The following is a 20,437-nucleotide window of genomic DNA, read 5'->3' as shown; positions in this document are numbered from 1 at the left end:
CGAACGCAAAGGGGATGTAAGCCGGTCCTTCACGTCACCGTGCCTGAGCGTTCGCGTATTGGCAACAGTGCGGGGCGTTACGCTCGGCGGGTGGTTGATACGACGCCCTTGACCCAAGCAGTGGATCACTTCGCCGACCGGTTGCGGGCGGCACCGCAGAGCCGGCTCCAACGCAGCGCCGCGGCGGAGGCATTGGCCCTGGCCCGGGAGCTTTCCCGGCGGGCCCAGCTGATGGAGGAGCCGGGGGGTGAGCCCCGGGAGATGCCGGACGCGGGGATGTTCGCCGCGGCGGACCAGATCCTGGTGGCCGCGCACGACCTCGCGGTCGTGGTGCGCAGTGCGGACCAGGTCGCCGAGGCCGTGCGGCTGGTGGAGGAGGCGCGGCAGCGGGCGGGGGTCTGACGCGTCGGCCGTCAGAGGGACGCGATCACCCTGTCGGCCAGGATGTACACCGTCTCCTCGCCGCACGCGAACGTCAGGGTGTACGCGCCGGAGACGCCCGAGCCGCCCAGGAGGTAGGGGGCCTCGCCGGACTCCAGGGCCCTCGCCAGCCGTTCCGCCGTCTCGCGGTGGCCCGGGGTCATGCACAGGGTGGTGCCGTCGGCGAAGACGTAGACGTCGAGCGTGCCGAGCGGGCCGGGGCGGACGTCGGAGAGTTCGACGCGCTCGGCGGCCAGCTCTTCCAGCGTGGTGACGGTGCGCTCGTGGTCGTTCACGGCCGGCGACTGCACCGGGACGAAGTCCGGGTGCGAGGGGTGCCGGCGGCGCGCCGCGGCCAGTTCCGGGGACTCCCCGGCGAACTCGTCGGCGTCGGCGCCCGGCTCGGCCACCGGCTCCAGCGGCTCCAGGCCCACGAAGTCCGCCTGGCGGGGCAGGAACACGTCGGCGTCGGGCAGGCCGTACAGCGAGGGCGCCTCGGAGGCGTCACGGGCCTCCTGCGCCGCCCAGAAGGCGCGTGCCTCGGCCAGCTCGCGCTCCCGCTCCTCGGCGAGCGCCTCGGCCACGGCCGCCCGTATCTCCTCGGCGTCGGCGGTGGTGCGGGCGCTCGGCAGGAGGGCGCGTGTCGTGGCCGCCTGGCCGTCGGCGAGCTGCGCCGCCAGTTCGGTGAGCTGGCGGCGCACCTTCAGCACGGTGCGCAGAACGGCGACACCCACGGCGCCGGTGGCTGCCGTGGTGAGCAGCAGGGCGATCGGCATGGCGCTCACTGACATACTCCTGGTTCAAGTCGACCCCCGACTTCCTACATCAGCTTGAAGGGCGGACTAACCAGCTGTCAGTGCGTAACGTCACGAAACGGACAGGACTTTGGATTCGCGGTTTCGTCGTGCGCCCTGCCGGTCCGCGCTGACCTGCACCGATGTGCCTGGCGAGCGAGATAGGTCACATCCTGGGGGAGATTTGGTCACGAAAAGGCCCAGAACCACGGTGTTTCCTGGGTTCTGGGCCCTTCTGTGACGTTACGTGCGTGGCCTGCTACGGACGGTGGGTCAGCTGAGGCGCTCGATGACCATCGCCATGCCCTGGCCGCCTCCGACGCACATCGTCTCCAGGCCGAACTGCTTGTCGTGCCACTGGAGCGAGTTGATGAGCGTGCCGGTGATGCGGGCGCCGGTCATGCCGAACGGGTGGCCGACGGCGATGGCGCCGCCGTTGACGTTCAGCTTGTCGATGTCGATGCCGAGCTCCCGGTACGACGGGATCACCTGGGCGGCGAAGGCCTCGTTGATCTCGACCAGGTCGATGTCGTCGATGGTCAGGCCGGCGCGCCGGAGGGCCTGCTTGCTCGCCTCCACCGGGCCGAGGCCCATGATCTCCGGGGAGAGGCCGGAGACACCGGTGGACACGATGCGGGCGAGCGGGGTCAGACCCAGTTCCCGGGCCTTGGTGTCGGACATGATGACGAGCGCGGCGGCACCGTCGTTCAGCGGGCAGCAGTTGCCGGCCGTGACGAGTCCGTCCGGGCGGAAGACCGGCTTCAGGCCCTGCACGGCCTCCAGGGTGACGCCGGCGCGCGGGCCGTCGTCCTTGCCGACCACCGTGCCGTCGGGGAGGGTCACCGGGGTGATCTCGCGCTCCCAGAAGCCGTTCTTGATGGCTTCCTCGGCGAGGTTCTGCGAGCGGACGCCGAACTCGTCCATCTCCTGGCGGGTGACGCCCTTCCAGCGGGCCAGGTTCTCGGCGGTCTGGCCCATCGCGATGTAGGGGTCGGGCAGCAGACCGTCCTCGCGCGGGTCGTGCCAGGTGGTGCCCTCCTGCTGGGCGACGGACGCGGTGCGGGCCTCGGCCTCGGCGAACAGCGGGTTGTGCGTGTCCGGCAGGCCGTCGGAGCTGCCCTTGACGTAGCGGGAGACCATCTCGACACCGGCCGAGATGAAGACGTCGCCCTCGCCGGCCTTGATGGCGTGCAGCGCCATGCGGGAGGTCTGGAGCGAGGAGGAGCAGTAGCGGGTGACGGTGCAGCCCGGCAGGTGGTCCATGCCCATCTGCACGGCGACGATCCGGCCGAGGTTGTGGCCCTGCTCGCCGCCGGGGAGGCCGCAGCCGAGCATCAGGTCGTCGATGTCCCGCGGGTCCAGCTCGGGGATCTTGGCGAGCGCCGCCTGGATGATCGTGGCGGTGAGGTCGTCGGGGCGCAGGTCCTTCAGGGAGCCCTTGTTCGCGCGGCCGATGGGGGAGCGGGCGGTCGAGACGATCACGGCTTCGGGCATCACGGCTCCAGTGGCGGATTTTTTCTGGCAGGGCAGGTGGGAAGTTACCCGTACGTATGGGCCGGGTCACCGGTGTCGCGGTGTGACACTGGCCGCAATTGTCTAAGCGCTTGCTTGGCTCTGGTCTCCCCCGGCCCGGTCCGACCCCGGCGGAGGTGCGTCAGAGGGGCCGGGCCGCCGGCTCCGCCTCGGGTACCCGCCGCCGGCGCCTCCGCTTGAGCAACGCCCACGGCCCCCGCGGTCCCGTCGGCATGGCCGCCGTCACCTCGGTGCCGGCCTCCGACGCGGCCTCGGCCGCCGCGCGGGCCACCGGCAGGAAACCCTCGCGGCGCGACACGTCCGGCCGTTCCTCCTCCGGCCACAGACCCAGCGCCGCGCACACCGTGGGCAGGACGGCCATGGCCGCGGTCGCGTAGCCCTCGGCCGACGGGTGGTAGTTGTCCGGCCCGAACAGCTCCCGCGGATGCGCCTCGAACTCGGGGCCGAGCAGGTCGCCCAGCGACACCGTGCGCCCGCCCTGCTCCACCACCCCGATCGTCTGGGCCGCCGCCAGTTGCCGGGACGCCCGCCGGGCCAGCCAGCGCAGCGGCTGCTGCACCGGCTCGATGGTGCCGAGGTCGGGGCAGGTGCCGACCACCACCTCGGCGCCGGCCGTGCGCAGCCGTCGTACCGCCGCCGACAGGTGCCGTACCGAGCGGGTCGGGGGCATCCGGTGGGTGACGTCGTTCGCGCCGACCATGATCACGCAGATGTCCGGGACGGGGGAGGGCGCGGACAGCACCAGCGCGACCTGGCGGTCCAGGTCGTCGGACCGGGCGCCCGGCACCGCCACGTTCCGCAGCTCCACCGGGCGTTCCGCCACCGCCGCCAGCCCGGAGGCCAGCAGCGCCCCGGGGGTCTGGCCCACCCGGTGCACGCCCTGCCCGGCCGCCGTCGAATCGCCGAGCATGGTCAGGCGGAGCGGCGGTTCACCGGGGATGTCGTACGCGTGCCCGTACACGCCGTCGGCCACCGGCACCCGCCCCCCGCTGCCGTTGCCCACATGGCGCCGTGCCAGTCGCACCTCCGCCAGCACCAGACCGACGACGGCCGCGCCGATGAGCCCGACCCCGCCCCCGCCGTACGCCGCCCCGGCCGCGATGCGCCGGGCCACTCGTGCCCTCGACATCCTCGTCATGCGTCGCCGCCACCTCCTCGTAGCCGTACCCACTCCTTGCCCCGTACGGACCGTGCGCCAATCTCGACGGGGAGTGAACAACCGCCCGCGCCACACCGCTGGCCTTAGGCTGGCGGCACCACTACGAACAGTTCTTTTGCAGCGACCGGAGACAACGGTGCGATACCACGACTCGATGATCAGCCTCGTCGGCGACACCCCGCTGGTGCGGCTCAACAACGTGACCAGGGGCATCCAGGCGACCGTCCTGGCCAAGGTGGAGTACTTCAACCCGGGCGGTTCCGTGAAGGACCGCATCGCCCTGCGCATGATCGAGGCCGCGGAGCAGAGCGGGGAGTTGAAGCCGGGCGGCACGATCGTCGAGCCGACCAGCGGCAACACCGGCGTGGGACTCGCCATCGTGGCCCAGCAGAAGGGCTACAAGTGCATCTTCGTGTGCCCGGACAAGGTGAGCACCGACAAGATCAACGTGCTGCGCGCGTACGGCGCCGAGGTGGTCGTGTGCCCGACCGCCGTGGACCCGGAGCACCCCGACTCGTACTACAACGTCTCCGACCGGCTGGTGCGCGAGACGCCCGGCGCCTGGAAGCCCGACCAGTACTCCAACCCCAACAACCCGCTGTCGCACTACCACTCGACCGGCCCCGAGCTGTGGGAGCAGACCGAGGGGAAGATCACCCACTTCGTGGCGGGCGTCGGCACCGGCGGCACCATCTCCGGCACCGGCCGCTACCTGAAGGAGGCCAGCCAGGGCGCGGTCAAGGTCATCGGCGCCGACCCCGAGGGCTCCGTGTACTCGGGCGGCTCCGGGCGGCCGTACCTGGTCGAGGGCGTCGGTGAGGACTTCTGGCCGACCGCCTACGACCGCACCGTCGCGGACGAGATCGTCGCCGTCTCCGACAAGGACTCCTTCCAGATGACCCGCCGGCTGGCCAAGGAGGAGGGCCTGCTGGTGGGCGGCTCCTGCGGCATGGCCGTCGTGGCCGCGCTGAAGGTCGCCGAGCGGCTCGGCCCGGACGACGTCGTGGTCGTGCTCCTGCCCGACAGCGGCCGGGGCTACCTCAGCAAGATCTTCAACGACGAGTGGATGGCCGACTACGGCTTCCTGGAGGACGAGGGCCCCAGCGCCCGCGTCGGCGACGTCCTGAGCCACAAGGCGGGCGGTTCCATCCCGTCCCTGGTGCACATGCACCCGGAGGAGACCGTCGGCCAGGCCATCGAGGTGCTGCGCGAGTACGGCGTCTCGCAGATGCCCGTCGTCAAGCCGGGCGCCGGTCACCCGGACGTGATGGCCGCCGAGGTCGTCGGCTCGGTCGTGGAACGGGAGCTGCTCGACGCCCTCTTCAGCAAGCGGGCCTCGCTGGAGGACCCGCTGGAGAAGCACATGTGCGCCCCGCTGCCCCAGGTCGGCTCCGGCGAGCCGGTCGGCGACCTGATGCAGGTGCTGGGTTCGGCGGACGCCGCGATCGTGCTGGTCGAGGGCAAGCCGACCGGCGTGGTCAGCCGGCAGGACCTGCTGGCCTTCCTGGCCAAGGGCGGCACCAGGTAGCCGGCTCGGGCGAGGGCCCGGGTTCGCGGAAGTGGTACGAGGGCGTCATGTGCGCGCAGCACCCGCTTAACACGGGTCCGGCACAGTAGTGGGTGTCGGCAGGGGTGGGAGCGGCTCCCCGCCCAGGCCGGCGCCGAACGGCGCCAAGGACCTCCGGAGCGGCTCCCGGACCTCCATGGACGCCACGGACGCGTAGCCCGGCCCTGACCCGGCCCGCGTCCCTCGCGGGGACCGCCGTCGTCCCGCCCCCCGGAAACGGGGGTGCGGCGGTCCCCGCGCAACTCTTCGCGCCCGAACCGGCGCCGCTGCCGCGGACGGGGCCGCTCGCCGCCGTGGTTCCTCAGTCGCCGGCCGCGGCCGGCGTCGCGTTCCAACTCCCCAGCACGGCCAGCCGCTCCGCCGTCTCCGAACCCGGCTCCGGCGTGTACACCACGATCGTCTGTTCCGGGTCCGCCGGGACCGTCAGGGTCTCGTACGGCAGGGTCAGCAGGCCCGCGACCGGGTGCCGCACCTTCTTCACGCCGAACGCGCACTCGCGGACCTCGTGGTCCGTCCACAGCCGGCGGAACTCCTCGCTCTTCAGCGTCAGTTCGCCGACCAGCGCGCACAGGCCGGGGTCGTCGGCGTACCGGCCCGCCAGCAGCCGCAACTGGGCCACCGTCTGCGCGGCCACCGCCGTCCACTCCGGGTACAGCTCCCGGGAGGCCGGGTCGAGGAAGACCAGCCGGGGGACGTTCCGTTCGTCCGGTGCCAGGCGGCTGAAGCCGCCCACCGCGTCGCCGAGCGCGTTCCAGGCGAGCACGTCCATGCGGCGGCCCAGCACGAACGACGGGCTGCGTTCCATGCCGTCGAGGAGGAGCTGCACGCCGGGCCGGACGCGGGGCGCACCGGCCGGCTTCCGCCGCTGCCGGCGGGGGCGCGCCACCGTGCGCAGGTACGCGTGCTCCGTCTCGTCCAGCCGCAGCACCCGCGCGACCGCGTCCAGCACGGCGTCGCTCACGCTGGTCCCCCGGCCCTGCTCCAGCCGGATGTAGTAGTCGACGCTCACCCCCGCGAGCTGGGCCACCTCCTCGCGGCGCAGGCCCGGCACCCGGCGCCGCCCGTGTGAGGGCAGCCCGACCTCCTCCGGCCTGATGCGGGCGCGGCGCGAGCGCAGGAAGTCGCCCACCTCTGCTTCGGTCCAGTCCCCGTCCATGGCCCGATCGTAGGGGAACGGAGCCCGTCGATCGTGGTACTGGCAGACCCAGGAAAACCGCATCCCTGGGTAGGGCGGCCGGACGTGACGAGAGTGGTGCGGGCCGCCGGGGAGCAGCCCCGGCCGGCGATCCACGAGGGAGCACCCATGTCGTACGAGAACCTGTCCGGCCGTACCGCCGTGGTCACCGGGGCCGCCAGCGGCATCGGCGAGGCCGTCGCCCTGCACCTGGCCGCCGAGGGGGCCCGGGTGGCGCTGCTCGCCCGGCGCGCGGACCGGCTGGACGCGCTGGTGGAGAAGATCCGGGCGGCGGGCGGCCAGGCGCTCGCGGTGGCCGCCGACGTCACCGACGACGCGTCCGTGGCGGCCGCCCGGGACCGGGTCCACGAGGCGTTCGGCGCCGTCGACCTCGTCGTCAACAACGCCGGTGTCATGCTGCCGAACCCCGTCGAGGAGGGCCGGCTCGACGAGTGGCAGCGGATGCTGGACACGAACGTCACCGGCGTGCTGCGGGTCATCCGCGCCTTCAGCGCCGACCTGCTGGCCGCCGCGGCCGGGGGGCGCACCGCCGACCTGGTGAACATCTCCTCCATCGGCGCGCACGTGACCTTCCCGAACTACGCGGTGTACGGGGCGACCAAGGCGGCCGTCACCTACCTGTCGCAGAGCCTGCGCGGCGAACTGGGGCCGCGGGACGTCCGGGTCACCAACATCGAGCCGGGACTCACGGAGACCGAACTGGCGTCCCACGTCGGCAGCGCGGAGCTGTCCGGGCAGCTCGACGAGCTGTTCGGGGCGATCGGGGGACTGGCCGCGGCGGAGGTCGCCGACGTCGTCGCCTACGTCACCAGCCGCCCCCGGCACGTCAACCTGCGCCAGATCATGGTGCTGCCGACCCGGCAGGCGTGACCCCGCCGAGGGCGGTCGCCCGGTCCGACCGTCACTCGTCCCGCGCCGTGCCGTCGTGGCCGCGCCGGCCGGCGAGGAGGTCCGGGTGGAGCCGTACGGCCTGCACCCCGTTGACGCCGACGATGCCGAGCCAGGTGACCACCATCCCGGACAGCCCGGCGACCGCGCCCGCGATGGCGGACAGCGGGATCGCCAGGACCAGGGTGATCAGGGCGAAGCCGTAGCGCTCGCCCCAGGAGTCGGCCGGCTTCGGCCGCCGGGTCTCGCGGGCCGTCGCCATCTGCCGCTCGGCGAGCCGGCGCCGCACCCGGCGGTCCACCGCGTCGTCGATCCGCTGCTCGACCTTCTCCAGGAAGGACTCCACCAGCGCGGAGTCGTAGTCGTCGCCCAGTTCCCTGCGGGCGCGCACGGTCGCGTCCAGGTCCTTCCGCAGGTTCGGGTCCGTCCTGAGGCCGGCGTCCCGGGGATCGAGTGTGCTCATGGCGGTCAGCCTAGGGAGCGGCCGGCTCGACGGCACTGGGGTTAGCCCCCCGGTCGGGGTTCGGGCCGGCCACCGTGTCGCGGCGCGCGACCAGCCAGTACAGCAGCGCCGGTACGGCCAGACCGACGATCCAGGAGATGTCCGCACCGCCCAGCGGGTGCACCAGCGGGCCGGTGTAGAAGCTCGTGGCGAGGAACGGCAGCTGGGCGAGCAGACCGGCCGCGTACACGGCGAGGGCGTCCCAGCGCCAGGCGCCGTAGCGGCCGTGCGGGTCGGCGAGGGCCGGGAGGTCGTACCGCTCCTTGGAGACCACGTAGTAGTCGACCAGGTTGATCGCCGACCAGGGCGTGAAGAAGGTCAGCAGGAACAGCAGGAAGTCCTTGAAGGAGGACAGGAAGCTGTCCTTGCCCAGCAGGGCCACCGCGGTCCCGGCGACCATCACCAGCCCGATGTACGCGGCCCGGCCCGCCCGGGACAGCCGCCGCTGCCCGCGGAAGCCGCTCACGCTCGTCACCATGGACATGAAGCCGCCATAGGTGTTGAGGACGTTGACGGTGAGCTTGCCGAGCGCGATGACGAAGGAGAAGAAGGACGCGGCCAGGCCCGTGCCGCCGAGGGCGACGACGTAACCGACCTGGCTGTCCAGGAACGTCTCGCCCGCCGTGGCCGCGACCAGCACCCCGAAGGTCATCGACCACTGGGAGCCCAGCGCCGAGCCGGACAGCGTCCACCAGAAGGTGGCCTTCGTGGACGTCGTCCGCGGCAGATAGCGCGAGTAGTCCGCCACGTACGGGCCGAACGCCAGCTGCCAGGACGCCGACAGGGACACCGCCAGCAGGAACACCGGCAGCGAGAAGTGCGCGTCGTGCAGCAGCGCGGAGGTGTCGGCGCGGTCCAGGAGGCGTACGGCGAGGTAGACGAAGGCGAGCGCGCAGACGATGCTCGCGACCCGGCCGAGGGCGTGGATGACCCGGTAGCCGGCGGTCGCCATGACCGCCGTGACGGCCGCGAAGACGATGATCCCGGTGGTGTCGTCCGTGTGGGTCAGCTCGCCCACCGCCTGCCCGGCGAGCACGCTGCCGGACGCGAAGAAGCCGACGTACATCACGATCACCAGCAGCAGCGGTACGACCGCCCCGCGCACCCCGAACTGCGCCCGCGACTGGATCATCTGCGGCAGGCCGAGTTTCGGGCCCTGGGCGGAGTGCAGGGCCATCACGGCGCCGCCGAGCAGGTTGCCGAGCAGCAGGCCGACGACGGACCACACCACGTCCCCGCCGAAGACGACCGCCAGGGCGCCCGTGACGACGGCCGTGATCTGGAGGTTGGCCCCGAGCCAGAGCGTGAACTGACTGAAGGCCGTGCCGTGCCGTTCCTCGTCCGGGACGACGTCGATGGAGCGCAGTTCCACGAGCTGAGCCATGCGTTCTCCCCACGCTGGGCTGTATAACGGTATGCAGCGAGACACTGTCTGAATAGAAGGCCCGTGTTTGTCAATGCCTCGGCGCTGTACTCTCCCGGGGCGTCGAGGAATCCGGAGGGGGAGTACGTGATGAGCGGGACCGACAGCCCTGCCAACCGATTGCAGGCGCTCTTCGAGGGCCACCGGCTCACGCCGACCCAGCGGCGCATCGCGCACAGCATGGTGCGCCGGGCCGCCGACGTGCCCTTCCTGTCCAGCGTGGAACTGGCCGAACTGGCCGGGGTCAGCCAGCCGTCGGTGACCCGGTTCGCGGTCGCCCTCGGCTTCGACGGCTATCCCGCCCTGCGCAGACACCTGCGCGAGGTCGTCCCGGCCGAACCGGCCGCCGGGGTCTTCGCCTACAACGAGTACCAGCAGGCCGTCGAGGCCGAGATCGAGAACCTGAGGCACCTCGCCGAGCTCCTCGCCGACCCCCGCCCGGTGCAGCGGGCCGGCCGGATCCTCGCCGCCTCCCGCCCGCTGCCGGTGCTCGGCCTGCGCGCCGCCGCCTCCCAGGCGTACGGCTTCTCCTATTTCGCCGCCAAGGTGCACCCGGACGTCCGGCTGCTCCACGAGGGCGGCACGATGATCCACGACCGCATCGACGCCGCCGTCCGCGCGGGCGCCACCGCCCTGCTCTGCTTCGCGCTGCCCCGGCACCCGCGCGAGGTCGTGGACACCCTCGCCTACGCCAAGGACGCCGGCCTGACCGTGGTCACCGTCGCCGACTCCGCGTTCGCGCCCGTCGCCAAGCACTCCGACCTGCTGCTGCCCGCCGCCGTCGGCACCGGGCTCGCCTTCGACACCGCGTGCGCGCCGATGCTGCTCGGCCGGGTGCTGCTGGAGGCGCTGTGCGACGACCTGCCGGACGCCCAGGCCCGCCTGGAGGAGTTCGACGCGAAGGCGGCGGCCCGCGGCCTGTTCGTGGAATGACCGGGCCCCGCCACTCTCAGATTCGTCTCAGGTTCTGCTATTAGCTTGCCTGCGAGACACATGCGCTGGGGACACGTGACACGGGAGGCTGACGTGGCGCGCGGAGGACGCGGAGGACAGGGACTGGCTCGGGTGGCCGTCGTCGTACGGGCCGGGGCCGCACCGATGTGGTGGCTCGGGGTGGTCGCCGCGGGGATCGGGGCCGTGCCGGAGGGGGTGACCGGGCGCCGGATCGGCGTGCTGGCGGGGGCGGCGCTGTTCCTCGTCGGCGCGGCCGTCGTGGCACTCGTCCGGCGGGGCCGGTACACCGCCCTCTCCCGCGAAGTGGCCCGCGCGGGCAAGTACGACGTGCTCCAGGACCGGGCGGTGACCGTGCGCGCCTGGCGCCGGGGCCACCGCTGGTGGCTGCTGCTGGGCTGGGCGGTCGCGCTCGGTTCCGCCTTCGCCGTGCCCGCGGCCGGCGGCATGCTGCTGGCCGGGCTCGGCACCGGGCTGCGGCTGAAGGCCGCGTGGCTCGGGCGGCTGGAGCGGGCCCGGGAGACGCTGCTGTGGGTGCGCGTCGACTGGCTCGACCGGCGCGGCGGGCGCCCGGCGGGCAAGGCCGTCAAGGGCCTGCGCGGTACGGGCGTCGCGGCCGGCGACGCGGCCCCGGGCGGGGCCCGCCGCCGTACCGCCGCACTGGTCTGAGCCGCCGTCAGACCTCCAGCTCCGCCTCGATCCGCTTGAGCTGGTGCCGGGCCATCGCCAGGTTGGCCCGGCCGGAGTCGAGGACCAGGTACAGGAACAGCCCGTTGCCGCCGCGGCTGCTGAGCAGGCGGATCAGGTGGTACTGGTCGGAGAGGGTGATCAAGATGTCCTCGATGCCGCTCTTGAGGCCGAGCATCTCCATCGTGCGCATCTTGGCGCGGATGACGTCGGTGTTGCCGGCGGCGGCCACGTTCAGGTCGAAGGTCTTGCTGCCGCCCATCGTGCCCAGCGCCATCCCGCTGGTGTAGTCGACGAGCGCGACACCGGTAGCGCCCTCTATGGAGGTGAGGGCTTCCTTCAGCGCGGTCTCGGTGTTGGCCATGGTGGTCCTCTCAGCTGTCGGTTGCGGTGCGCGCCTCGGCGGCCGTGGTGCGGGGCGCGCGGGACGTGCGGGTCCGTGCGGGGGTGGTCCTCGGGAGCGGGCGTACGGCCTCGGCGGCGTCCAGCAGCTCCCCGATGCGGGCGCCGGCCCGGCGCCCCTCCAGGTGCAGCCGGCCGACGTTGACCCGGTCCTGCGCGAGCAGGGTCAGGACGGCGGTGCGGCCGGCCGCGTAGGTGGCGATGTAGCCGCGCTCGCCGCGCACCAGCAGCTCCCGGAAGCCGCCGTGCCCGGTGGCGTCGGTGACCCGCACGGCGACGCCGAGCGCGGCGGCGGTGAGCGCGGCCAGGCCCTCCGGGTCGACCCCGGGGGTGTCGTGGGCGACGACGAGGCCGTCGACGCCGGCCGCGAGGGCGCCGGTGAGCTGCGGTACCCGGGTGCGCAGCCGCAGCAGCTCCTCCAGGACGGTCCGCAGGTCCTCTTCGGCCACCATCAGGTCTCTCCTCTCGGCGGGGCGGTGCCGTTCAAAGCGCCTCCAGCGCATCCCTGAGCCTCTTCAGCAGCGCGATGTCGGGGTCGGTGGTGACCTGGCCGAGCGGGGGCGGGGGCGGTGGGGCGGACGGTGCGGTGGGCAGGGGTGCGATCTGCCCGGCCGCCGTCAGCCGGCGCACGTCGACCAGCGTGTGGAACGCCTGCCGGCCCAGGTTCCGGGCGATGTCGGCGGCCGTGCGGACGCCGTCCACGCGGTCCAGGACGGCCCGCTGCCGGGGTGTCACCGGGGTGGCGGGAGCGGCCTGGGTGGCCTGCGTGCCCGATGTGGCGGGCCCGGCCGGGTTCGCCGGGGCGCGGCCGGTGGCCGGGTCCGCCCGGATCAGCGGGGCGGTGTCGGCGGCCGGGTCGGGCCACAGCCGGTGCAGCAGCAGCCGGCGGCGCAATGTCTCGCGTTCCAGCGCGACCACCGGCACCGAGGGCAGCGGGCCGAGCCGGGGTGTGGAGTCGTACCGGAACCGTCCCGGCGTGCTGCTCGGCGCCAGCGCGAAGTACCCGGCGTCGTAGAGCGCGTCCAGATGGCACAGCTCCAGCGCACCGGTGGGCAGCACCCCCGAGCGCAGCAGGAGTTCGGCCGCGAGCAGGGGTCCCGTGGTCCGGGCCGCCGCCTGCTGCCAGGCGGTGGCCGCGAGGGTGCCGTGGGCCGTGAGGAGCACGTCGAGGCCGGGGGCGAGGGGGCTCTCGGCGTGCACCACCCGGCCCTCGGCGAGGTGCAGGACGCCGTGTTCGCGGACCAGGACGCCGGTGGCCCGCTCCTCGGCGAGCCGGGTGAGCATCGGGGACAGGGCGCGCCCGGCCCCCTTGTCCCGGACCGGGAGGGCCGGCGGCGGGGTGCTGACCACGGTCATCCCAGCACCAGCCGGGCGGCCATCTCACCGAGCCGGATCCGGGCGAGCGCGAGGTTGCCCTCCTCGCGGCCGAGCCACAGGTGCAGGAACACGCTGCTGTCGAAGGACGTGTCCACGAAGCGCAGCAGGTGGTAGCTGTCCCCGTTGCTGATGATCACGTCCTCCACGGGGGGCAGGTCGTCGCCGCCCGCCGCGAAGGTGCCGTGCTCGGCGGCCATCCGGGCGAGTTCGGCGGCCTCGGCGGCGGTCGTCTCGTGGTCGCCGCCGGGCGCCTCCCCGACCGCGCCGAGGGCCAGTCCGCTCGTCCAGTCCACCAGGGCGGCGCCCCGGGCACCGGGCAACCGCATCGCTTCCAGCAGGCACTCGTCGATTCCGGGCACCGTGGCTCCCCTCCCGCCTGGGACTCCGGTTGAGTGACGCCGACACTACGCAACGTGTGTGCGGGAGGTGAGGCCTTTGGCATTTTCCGCTGGAACATGCGCCGGGCGTACTAGTGTGGGTCAACTGACCTGTGGGACACGGGAGTTGATCACCGCGGCGCAGGGTGCCCGCCGGTGGCGCCCGGGAGGCCGGTCAGCGCGGACGCGTGCGCCCCTCCCGACTCCGCCACCACCTCCTCGACGGTCTGCGGCTCCCGTACGGTGGCGAAGGCGACGCCGCCCTCGCCGTCCGGCGCGTAGCCGTGGATGCCCGGCCGGGCGAGGGAGTTGTACGCGTAGTGGTGGGCGAAGTAGTACGCGCCCGTGTCCAGCGCCGCCGCGTAGTCGCCCTGCTCCAGCAGCGGCAGCGCGCGCCCCTCGGCGAGCAGGTCGCCCGAGAAGCAGGCCGGCCCGGCCACGTCCTGCACCACCTCCGGCCCCGCCTTCGGCCGCCCCCCGGCGTCGTACGCGGCGATCCGCAGCGGCCACGCCCCCGGCACGTACACCGTCCGCGTCGCCACCTGCACGCCCGCGTGCGTCACCGCGATCCGCCGCCCGCCCGCGCTCTTGGCGTACTCCACCCGGGCCACCACCGTCCCGTACTTGGCCAGCAGCGACCGCCCGAACTCGGTCACCAGCCCGTACCGCCCGTCGAACAGTCCCGGCACCTGCTCGGCGAGCAGCCGCGCGTAGGCGGCGTACGACGGTGTCGTCTCCTCCGACGCGAGGTTCACCGGCAGCCCGCCGCCGATGTCGACCGTGTCGACCTGCCGCCGCCCGACGACCGCGTTGATCTCCTCCGCGAGCGCGTACACCTCCGCCACGCCCCGCGCCAGCAGCGGCAGCGGGATGCCCTGCGAGCCGGTGTGCGCGTGCAGCCGGGTCAGCCACGGCCGCTCCGCGTACGCCCGGACGACCCAGTCGCGCGCCCCCGCGTCCCGCAGCGCCACCCCGAACTTCGAGGTCCGCGTCGCCGTGGAGGTCGCCCCGATGGTGCCGCCGCCGATCTGCGGGTTGACCCGGAGACCGAGCGGGGACCGGGTGGGCGTGGCACGCACGAGGGCGTCGAGCCGGTCCAGTTCCTGCGGGTTGTCCGCGTTCACCGCGATGCCCAGGGCCAGCGCCTCGCGCAACTCGGCCGGGGTCTTGGCCGGCGAGTCCAGCACCGTCCGGGCGGGCGGCACCCCGGCCGTCCGGGCCAGCGCCAGCTCGCCGGGGCTCGCCACCTCCGCGCCGATGCCCGCCTCGTGCAGCAGCCGCACCACCGGCACCAGCGGGGTCGCCTTCACCGCGAAGGCGTGCAGCACCGGTGTGCCGGGCGGCACGACCGCGTCGAACGCCGCCCGCAGCGCCGCCGCCGACTCCCGGATGCCGACGACGTCCAGCAGGCCCACCACGGCCGCGTCCGGACCCAGCAGTCCCCGCTCGACGGCGGCCCGCACGGCCCGGTCCCGGCGGGCCGCCCGCCCCCGCGCCTCGCTCCCGATGTCCCCGACCGTCTCGATCTCCGCCACGGCTTCTCCGTCCTACTCCCGGCTACCGGTGCATCCAGCCAAACACCCGCCGCGCGCGGACGGGGCCGTCCCGCCGTATTGACTAGCTCTATTCAGACCTACAGGATGTGAATAGACGTAGGCACTGGAGGAGGCAGACGATGTCGGGACCCCGCCCCGTACGAGCACCGCGCGGCACGGAACTGAACGCCCTGGGCTGGCAGCAGGAAGCCGCCCTGCGCATGCTCCAGAACAATCTCGACCCCGAGGTCGCCGAGCACCCCGACAAGCTCGTCGTCTACGGCGGCACCGGCAAGGCCGCCCGTGACTGGCGCTCCTTCGACGCCATGGTCCGCACCCTGAAGACCCTCAAGCAGGACGAGACCATGCTGGTCCAGTCCGGCCGCCCGGTCGGCGTGATGCAGACCCACGAGTGGGCCCCGCGCGTCCTCATCGCCAACTCCAACCTGGTCGGCGACTGGGCCAACTGGGAGGAGTTCCGCCGCCTGGAGGCCCTCGGCCTGACCATGTACGGCCAGATGACCGCCGGCTCCTGGATCTACATCGGCACCCAGGGCATCCTCCAGGGCACCTACGAGACCTTCGCCGCCGTCGCCGCGAAGAAGTTCGGCGGCACCCTGGCCGGCACCATCACCCTGACCGCCGGCCTCGGCGGCATGGGCGGCGCCCAGCCGCTCGCCGTGACCATGAACGACGGCGTCGCGATCTGCGTCGACTGCGACCCGCGCGCCATCGAGCGCCGCATCGAGCACCGCTACCTGGACGTCAGGGCCGACTCCCTGGACCACGCGCTCCGGCTGGCCGTCGAGGCCCGGGACGCGCGCCGCCCGCTGTCCATCGGCGTCCTCGGCAACGCGGCCGAACTGGTCCCGCAGCTCCTCGCGATGAACGCCCCCATCGACATCGTCACCGACCAGACCTCCGCCCACGACCCGCTGGCGTACCTCCCGGTGGGCGTGGCCTTCGAGGACATGGCCGCCGAGGCGGCCAAGGACCCGGCCGGCTTCACCACCCGCGCGCGCGAGTCCATGGCGAAGCACGTCGAGGCCATGGTCGGCTTCATGGACGCCGGCGCCGAGGTCTTCGACTACGGCAACTCCATCCGGGGCGAGGCCCAGCTCGCCGGCTACGACCGGGCGTTCGCCTTCCCCGGCTTCGTCCCCGCCTACATCCGCCCGCTGTTCTGCGAGGGCAAGGGCCCCTTCCGCTGGGCGGCCCTGTCCGGCGACCCGGCCGACATCGCCAAGACCGACAAGGCGATCCTGGAGCTGTTCCCCGAGAACGAGTCCCTCGCCCGCTGGATCAAGATGGCCGGCGAGCGCGTCCACTTCCAGGGCCTGCCCGCCCGCATCTGCTGGCTCGGCTACGGCGAGCGGGACAAGGCCGGCGAGCGGTTCAACGACATGGTGGCGAGCGGTGAGCTGGCCGCGCCGCTGGCCATCGGCCGTGACCACCTCGACTGCGGGTCCGTCGCCTCGCCGTACCGGGAGACCGAGGCCATGCTCGACGGGTCCGACGCGATCGCCGACTGGCCGCTGCTGAACGCGATGGTCAACGTGGCCTCGGGCGCCTCCTGGGTGTCCATCCACCACGGTGGCGGCGTGGGCATGGGGCGGTCCATCCACGCCGGTCAGGTCACCGTGGCCGACGGTACGAAGCTGGGTGGCGAGAAGATCCGGCGCGTCCTCACCAACGACCCCGGGATGGGTGTCATCCGGCACGTGGACGCGGGCTACGACATCGCCGAGTCGGTCGCGGCCGAGCGGGGGGTCCGCGTGCCCATGCGTGAGGGTGACGAGGCGTGACGGCAGGCGAGGGCGGGCACGGCGACTCTCCCGCCCAGCGGAACGACGTCCGCCGGCCCGGGACCTCCTTCCAGGAGATGTGGCGCGAGCTGCTCCCCGTCGGCCGGCACCCCGACTCCGGCGGTTACCGGCGCTACGCCTGGACCGGGGCGGACGCCGAGTGCCGGGCCTGGTTCCGGCAGCAGGCCGAGGACCGCGGGCTCGCCCACGAGGTCGACCGGAACGGGAACCAGTGGGCCTGGCTGGGGGATCCGGCCGCCGGGGACGCCGTCGTCACCGGGTCGCACCTGGACTCCGTGCCGGACGGCGGGGCCTTCGACGGGCCCCTCGGGGTCGTGTCGTCCTTCGCCGCGCTGGACGAACTGCGCGGCCGGGACGTCGAGTTCGCCAAGCCGCTCGCCATCGTCAACTTCGGGGACGAGGAGGGCGCCCGGTTCGGACTCGCCTGCGTCGGCTCCCGGCTCACCGCCGGGCAGCTCACCGCCGAGCAGGCCCACCGGCTCACCGACGGGGACGGGATCACCCTGCCCCGGGCCATGGAGGCGGCCGGGTACGACCCCGACGCCATCGGGCCCGACCCCGAGCGGCTGGCCCGGATCGGCGCCTTCGTGGAGCTGCACGTCGAACAGGGCCGCGCGCTGGACCTGTCCGGCGACCGGGTCGGCATCGCCAGTGCCATCTGGCCGCACGGGCGGTGGCGGTTCGACTTCCGGGGCGAGGCCAACCACGCCGGCACCACCCGGCTGGTGGACCGCCGCGACCCGATGCTGTCGTACGCCGAGACCGTGCTCGCCGCCCGCCGCGAGGCCGAACTCGCCGGTGCCGTGGCCACCTTCGGGAAGATCGCCGTCGAGCCCAACGGGGTGAACGCGATCCCCTCCCTCGTACGCGGATGGCTCGACTCCCGGGCCGCCGACCAGGACACCCTGGACACGGTGGTCGGCGGCATCGAGAAGGCGGCCCGGGAGTACGCCGACGCCCACGGCATCGACCTCGACGTCGTCCGGGAGTCCTTCACCCCGGTCGTGGAGTTCGACCACGCCCTGCGGGACGAACTCGGCCGCATCCTGGGCAAGGACACCGGCCTCACGGTGCCCGTCCTCGGGACCGGCGCGGGACACGACGCCGGGATCCTCTCCGGGAGCATCCCGACCGCCATGCTGTTCGTGCGCAACCCCACCGGTGTCTCGCACTCCCCGGCCGAGTCCGCCGCCGAGGACGACTGCCTGGCCGGGGTGCGCGCACTCGCCGACGTACTGGAAGGACTGGTCCGCAGGTGACCAAGGGGACCTACTGGCTGGAGCACGCCTGGCTCGGCACCTATGTCGAGCCGGGGGTCACGGTGGAGGTGGCGGACGGCCGGATCGCTGCCGTGCGCACCGGGACGCCCACGCCGCCGCCCGGCGCCGAGGTGCTGCGCGGGCTCACCCTGCCGGGGCTCGCCAACGCCCACAGCCACGCCTTCCACCGGGCACTGCGCGGCACCGTCCAGGTCGGCTCCGGGACCTTCTGGACCTGGCGCGAGGTGATGTACTCCGTCGCCGACCGTCTGACCCCGGAGACCTATCAGGCCCTGGCCCGCGCGGTGTACGCCGAGATGGCCCTCGCCGGCATCACCTGTGTCGGCGAGTTCCACTACGTGCACCACGCCCCCGGCGGCACCCCCTACGCCGACCCCAACGCCATGGGGGAGGCGCTGATCGCCGCCGCCGCCGAGGCCGGCATCCGGATCACCCTCCTCGACACCTGCTACCTCTCCGCCGGCTTCGGCGAGCCGCCCACCGCCCACCAGCAGCGGTTCTCCGACGGCAGCGCGGAGGCATGGGCCGAACGCTGTGCAGTTCTCAAGGAGCGGGACCACGCGCGGATCGGGGCGGCGATCCACTCCGTACGGGCCGTGCCCGCCCGGCAGTTGGCGACCGTGGCACGCTGGGCCGAGGAGCGGCGGGCCCCGCTGCACGTGCACCTGTCGGAGCAGACCGCCGAGAACGACGCCTGCCTCGCCGCGCACGGCCGCACGCCCACCCGGCTGCTCGCCGACCACGGCGTCCTCGGGCCGCGCACCACCGGGGTGCACAACACCCACCTCACCGACGAGGACATCACCCTGCTCGGCGACTCGGGCACCGGCACCTGCATGTGCCCGACGACCGAACGGGACCTGGCCGACGGCATCGGCCCGGCCGTCGCCCTCCAGCGGGCCGGCTCCCCGCTCTCCCTCGGCTCCGACAGCCACGCCGTCATCGACCTGCTCGAAGAGGCGCGCGCCATGGAGCTGAACGAGCGGCTGCGCACCCGCACCCGGGGCCACTGGACGGCCGCCGCCCTGCTGCGGGCCGCCACCGCCGACGGCCACGCCGCCCTCGGCTGGGACGACGCCGGCGCCATCGAGCCCGGCGCGCTCGCCGACCTGACGACGATCGCCCTGGACTCGGTCAGGACGGCCGGGACACTGCCCAGGCTGGGCGCCGAGACGGCCGTATTCGCGGCGAGCGCGGCGGACGTACGGCACACGGTCGTGGGCGGCCGGCACGTCGTACGCGACGGCGTGCACACGCTCGTACCCCATGTGCCGCAGGCGCTGGCCGCCGCCGTCGAAGCCCTGCGCGGCTGAGCAACGCCGACCCCCACGAGGACGACACCATGAGCAGCAGCACCGTCATCACCAACATCGCCACGCTGGTCACCAACGACCCCTCCCTGGGCGACAACTCCCCCCTCGGCCTGGTCCAGGACGCGGCCGTCGTCATCGACGGCGACCGTGTCGTGTGGACCGGTGAGTCAAGCAAAGCACCCGCCACTGACAACCGGGTCGACGCGGGCGGCCGGGCGGTGCTGCCGGGCTTCGTGGACTCCCACTCCCACCTGGTCTTCGCGGGCGACCGGACGCAGGAGTTCAACGCCCGCATGTCCGGCCGCTCCTACACGGCCGGCGGCATCCGCACCACGGTCGCGGCCACCCGGGCCGCGAGCGACGCGGAACTGGAGGCGAACCTCACCCGCTACCTCGACGAGGCCCTCCGCCAGGGCACGACCACCTTCGAGACCAAGTCGGGCTACGGCCTCACCGTCGAGGACGAGTCCCGCGCCCTGCGCCTCGCGGCGCGGCACACCGACGAGGTCACGTACCTCGGCGCGCACATCGTCTCCCCGGACTACGCCGACGACCCGGCCGCCTACGTCGCCCTGGTCACCGGCGAGATGCTGGACGCCTGCGCGCCGCACGCCCGCTGGATCGACGTCTTCTGCGAGAAGGGCGCCTTCGACGGCGACCAGGCCCGCGCGATCCTCACGGCCGGCAAGGCGAAGGGCCTGCACCCGCGCATCCACGCCAACCAGCTCTCCCACGGCCCCGGCGTCCAGCTGGCCGTCGAACTGGACGCGGCGAGCGCCGACCACTGCACCCACCTCACGGACGCGGACGTGGACGCCCTGGCCAACAGCGCGACGGTCGCCACCCTGCTCCCCGGCGCCGAGTTCTCCACCCGCGCCGAGTGGCCGGACGCCCGTCGGCTGCTGGACGCGGGCGTGACGGTCGCCCTGTCCACCGACTGCAACCCCGGCTCGTCCTTCACCTCCTCCCTCCCCTTCTGCATCGCCCTGGCCGTCCGCGACATGCGGATGACCCCGGACGAGGCGGTCTGGTCGGCCACCGCGGGCGGCGCGGCGGCCCTGCGCCGCACGGACATCGGCCGCCTCACCCCCGGCGCCCTGGCCGACCTGACCCTCCTGGACGCCCCCAGCCACGTGCACCTGGCCTACCGCCCGGGCGTACCCCTGGTCAGCGGCGTGTGGCGGCGCGGGGTCCGGGTGGTGTGAGCG

The 20,437-nt window shown here is 73.4% G+C and carries 20 protein-coding genes; 9 read left to right on the top strand and 11 right to left on the bottom strand.

What is annotated here, in order from left to right:
• Positions 1-90: 90 nt before the first annotated feature.
• Entirely contained in the window at positions 91-402 is a 312-nt protein-coding gene (locus IE294_RS31120; protein WP_189891591.1) for a hypothetical protein, read from the top strand.
• 11 nt (positions 403-413) lie between these two features.
• On the opposite strand, the gene IE294_RS31115 is transcribed toward IE294_RS31120, so the two are convergent.
• The 3 genes from IE294_RS31115 to IE294_RS31105 all read right to left on the bottom strand — a co-directional run bounded on the left by IE294_RS31115 (position 414) and on the right by IE294_RS31105 (position 3,885).
• Positions 414-1,196, bottom strand: coding sequence for a hypothetical protein (locus IE294_RS31115; RefSeq protein ID WP_189891638.1), 783 nt, complete (start codon positions 1,194-1,196; stop codon positions 414-416).
• Between the two features lie 291 nt (positions 1,197-1,487).
• Positions 1,488-2,708 (bottom strand): acetyl-CoA C-acetyltransferase, encoded by a 1,221-nt coding sequence (locus tag IE294_RS31110; RefSeq protein ID WP_189891589.1) that lies wholly within the window; start codon positions 2,706-2,708, stop codon positions 1,488-1,490.
• A gap of 160 nt (positions 2,709-2,868) precedes the next feature.
• Positions 2,869-3,885: an SGNH/GDSL hydrolase family protein gene (locus tag IE294_RS31105; protein ID WP_189891586.1), complete on the bottom strand. Its 1,017-nt coding sequence runs from the start codon at positions 3,883-3,885 to the stop codon at positions 2,869-2,871.
• Between the two features lie 157 nt (positions 3,886-4,042).
• Here IE294_RS31105 and IE294_RS31100 point away from each other — a divergent pair, with 157 nt between their 5' ends.
• Positions 4,043-5,434: a cystathionine beta-synthase gene (locus tag IE294_RS31100; protein ID WP_189891584.1), complete on the top strand. Its 1,392-nt coding sequence runs from the start codon at positions 4,043-4,045 to the stop codon at positions 5,432-5,434.
• Between the two features lie 340 nt (positions 5,435-5,774).
• On the opposite strand, the gene IE294_RS31095 is transcribed toward IE294_RS31100, so the two are convergent.
• A complete protein-coding gene (locus tag IE294_RS31095) occupies positions 5,775-6,629 on the bottom strand; it encodes a helix-turn-helix transcriptional regulator (RefSeq protein WP_189891583.1) in 855 nt (284 codons plus the stop codon).
• A 147-nt stretch (positions 6,630-6,776) separates the two neighbouring features.
• Here IE294_RS31095 and IE294_RS31090 point away from each other — a divergent pair, with 147 nt between their 5' ends.
• Positions 6,777-7,538 (top strand): SDR family oxidoreductase, encoded by a 762-nt coding sequence (locus IE294_RS31090; protein WP_189891581.1) that lies wholly within the window; start codon positions 6,777-6,779, stop codon positions 7,536-7,538.
• A 31-nt stretch (positions 7,539-7,569) separates the two neighbouring features.
• Here IE294_RS31090 and IE294_RS31085 read toward each other — a convergent pair whose 3' ends face one another.
• Complete coding sequence (locus tag IE294_RS31085) at positions 7,570-8,019, bottom strand: hypothetical protein (protein ID WP_189891579.1); 450 nt, start codon at positions 8,017-8,019, stop codon at positions 7,570-7,572.
• A 10-nt stretch (positions 8,020-8,029) separates the two neighbouring features.
• Positions 8,030-9,442, bottom strand: a complete 1,413-nt coding sequence (locus IE294_RS31080) for a purine-cytosine permease family protein (RefSeq protein ID WP_189891577.1) — start codon at positions 9,440-9,442, stop codon at positions 8,030-8,032.
• A gap of 129 nt (positions 9,443-9,571) precedes the next feature.
• Between IE294_RS31080 and IE294_RS31075 the strand changes: the two genes are divergently transcribed.
• A complete protein-coding gene (locus IE294_RS31075; protein ID WP_189891575.1) occupies positions 9,572-10,414 on the top strand; it encodes a MurR/RpiR family transcriptional regulator in 843 nt (280 codons plus the stop codon).
• Between the two features lie 132 nt (positions 10,415-10,546).
• Entirely contained in the window at positions 10,547-11,101 is a 555-nt protein-coding gene (locus tag IE294_RS31070) for a hypothetical protein (protein ID WP_189891573.1), read from the top strand.
• Positions 11,102-11,108: 7 nt separating this feature from the next.
• On the opposite strand, the gene IE294_RS31065 is transcribed toward IE294_RS31070, so the two are convergent.
• The 5 genes from IE294_RS31065 to IE294_RS31045 form a co-directional block, all read right to left on the bottom strand.
• A complete protein-coding gene (locus IE294_RS31065; protein ID WP_189891571.1) occupies positions 11,109-11,483 on the bottom strand; it encodes a roadblock/LC7 domain-containing protein in 375 nt (124 codons plus the stop codon).
• Positions 11,484-11,493: 10 nt separating this feature from the next.
• Positions 11,494-11,973 (bottom strand): roadblock/LC7 domain-containing protein, encoded by a 480-nt coding sequence (locus IE294_RS31060; protein WP_189814240.1) that lies wholly within the window; start codon positions 11,971-11,973, stop codon positions 11,494-11,496.
• Positions 11,974-12,004: 31 nt separating this feature from the next.
• The gene (locus tag IE294_RS31055) at positions 12,005-12,877 is read right to left on the bottom strand and encodes a transcriptional regulator (protein ID WP_189891569.1); all 873 of its coding nucleotides are present in this window, start codon (positions 12,875-12,877) and stop codon (positions 12,005-12,007) included.
• Entirely contained in the window at positions 12,874-13,257 is a 384-nt protein-coding gene (locus tag IE294_RS31050; RefSeq protein ID WP_014673138.1) for a hypothetical protein, read from the bottom strand. The genes IE294_RS31055 and IE294_RS31050 overlap by 4 nt, the downstream gene beginning before the upstream one ends.
• A 149-nt stretch (positions 13,258-13,406) precedes the next feature.
• Complete coding sequence (locus IE294_RS31045; protein WP_189891567.1) at positions 13,407-14,810, bottom strand: type III PLP-dependent enzyme domain-containing protein; 1,404 nt, start codon at positions 14,808-14,810, stop codon at positions 13,407-13,409.
• A 140-nt stretch (positions 14,811-14,950) separates the two neighbouring features.
• On the opposite strand from IE294_RS31045, the gene hutU reads away from it, so the two are divergent.
• From hutU to hutI, 4 genes are all read left to right on the top strand, one after another.
• Positions 14,951-16,615: a urocanate hydratase gene (hutU, locus tag IE294_RS31040; protein WP_189891565.1), complete on the top strand. Its 1,665-nt coding sequence runs from the start codon at positions 14,951-14,953 to the stop codon at positions 16,613-16,615.
• 77 nt (positions 16,616-16,692) lie between these two features.
• Complete coding sequence (locus tag IE294_RS31035; RefSeq protein WP_229917445.1) at positions 16,693-17,895, top strand: allantoate amidohydrolase; 1,203 nt, start codon at positions 16,693-16,695, stop codon at positions 17,893-17,895.
• Positions 17,892-19,229, top strand: coding sequence for a formimidoylglutamate deiminase (locus IE294_RS31030; protein WP_189891562.1), 1,338 nt, complete (start codon positions 17,892-17,894; stop codon positions 19,227-19,229). The genes IE294_RS31035 and IE294_RS31030 overlap by 4 nt, the downstream gene beginning before the upstream one ends.
• A 29-nt stretch (positions 19,230-19,258) precedes the next feature.
• The gene (gene hutI, locus IE294_RS31025; RefSeq protein ID WP_189891560.1) at positions 19,259-20,434 is read left to right on the top strand and encodes an imidazolonepropionase; all 1,176 of its coding nucleotides are present in this window, start codon (positions 19,259-19,261) and stop codon (positions 20,432-20,434) included.
• The last annotated feature ends 3 nt before the right edge of the window (positions 20,435-20,437 follow it).

Source organism: Streptomyces canarius, from assembly GCF_014650735.1.
GTDB classification, from domain to species: Bacteria; Actinomycetota; Actinomycetes; order Streptomycetales; family Streptomycetaceae; genus Streptomyces; species Streptomyces olivaceoviridis.
This window is presented reverse-complemented; position numbering and strand designations above follow the sequence as displayed.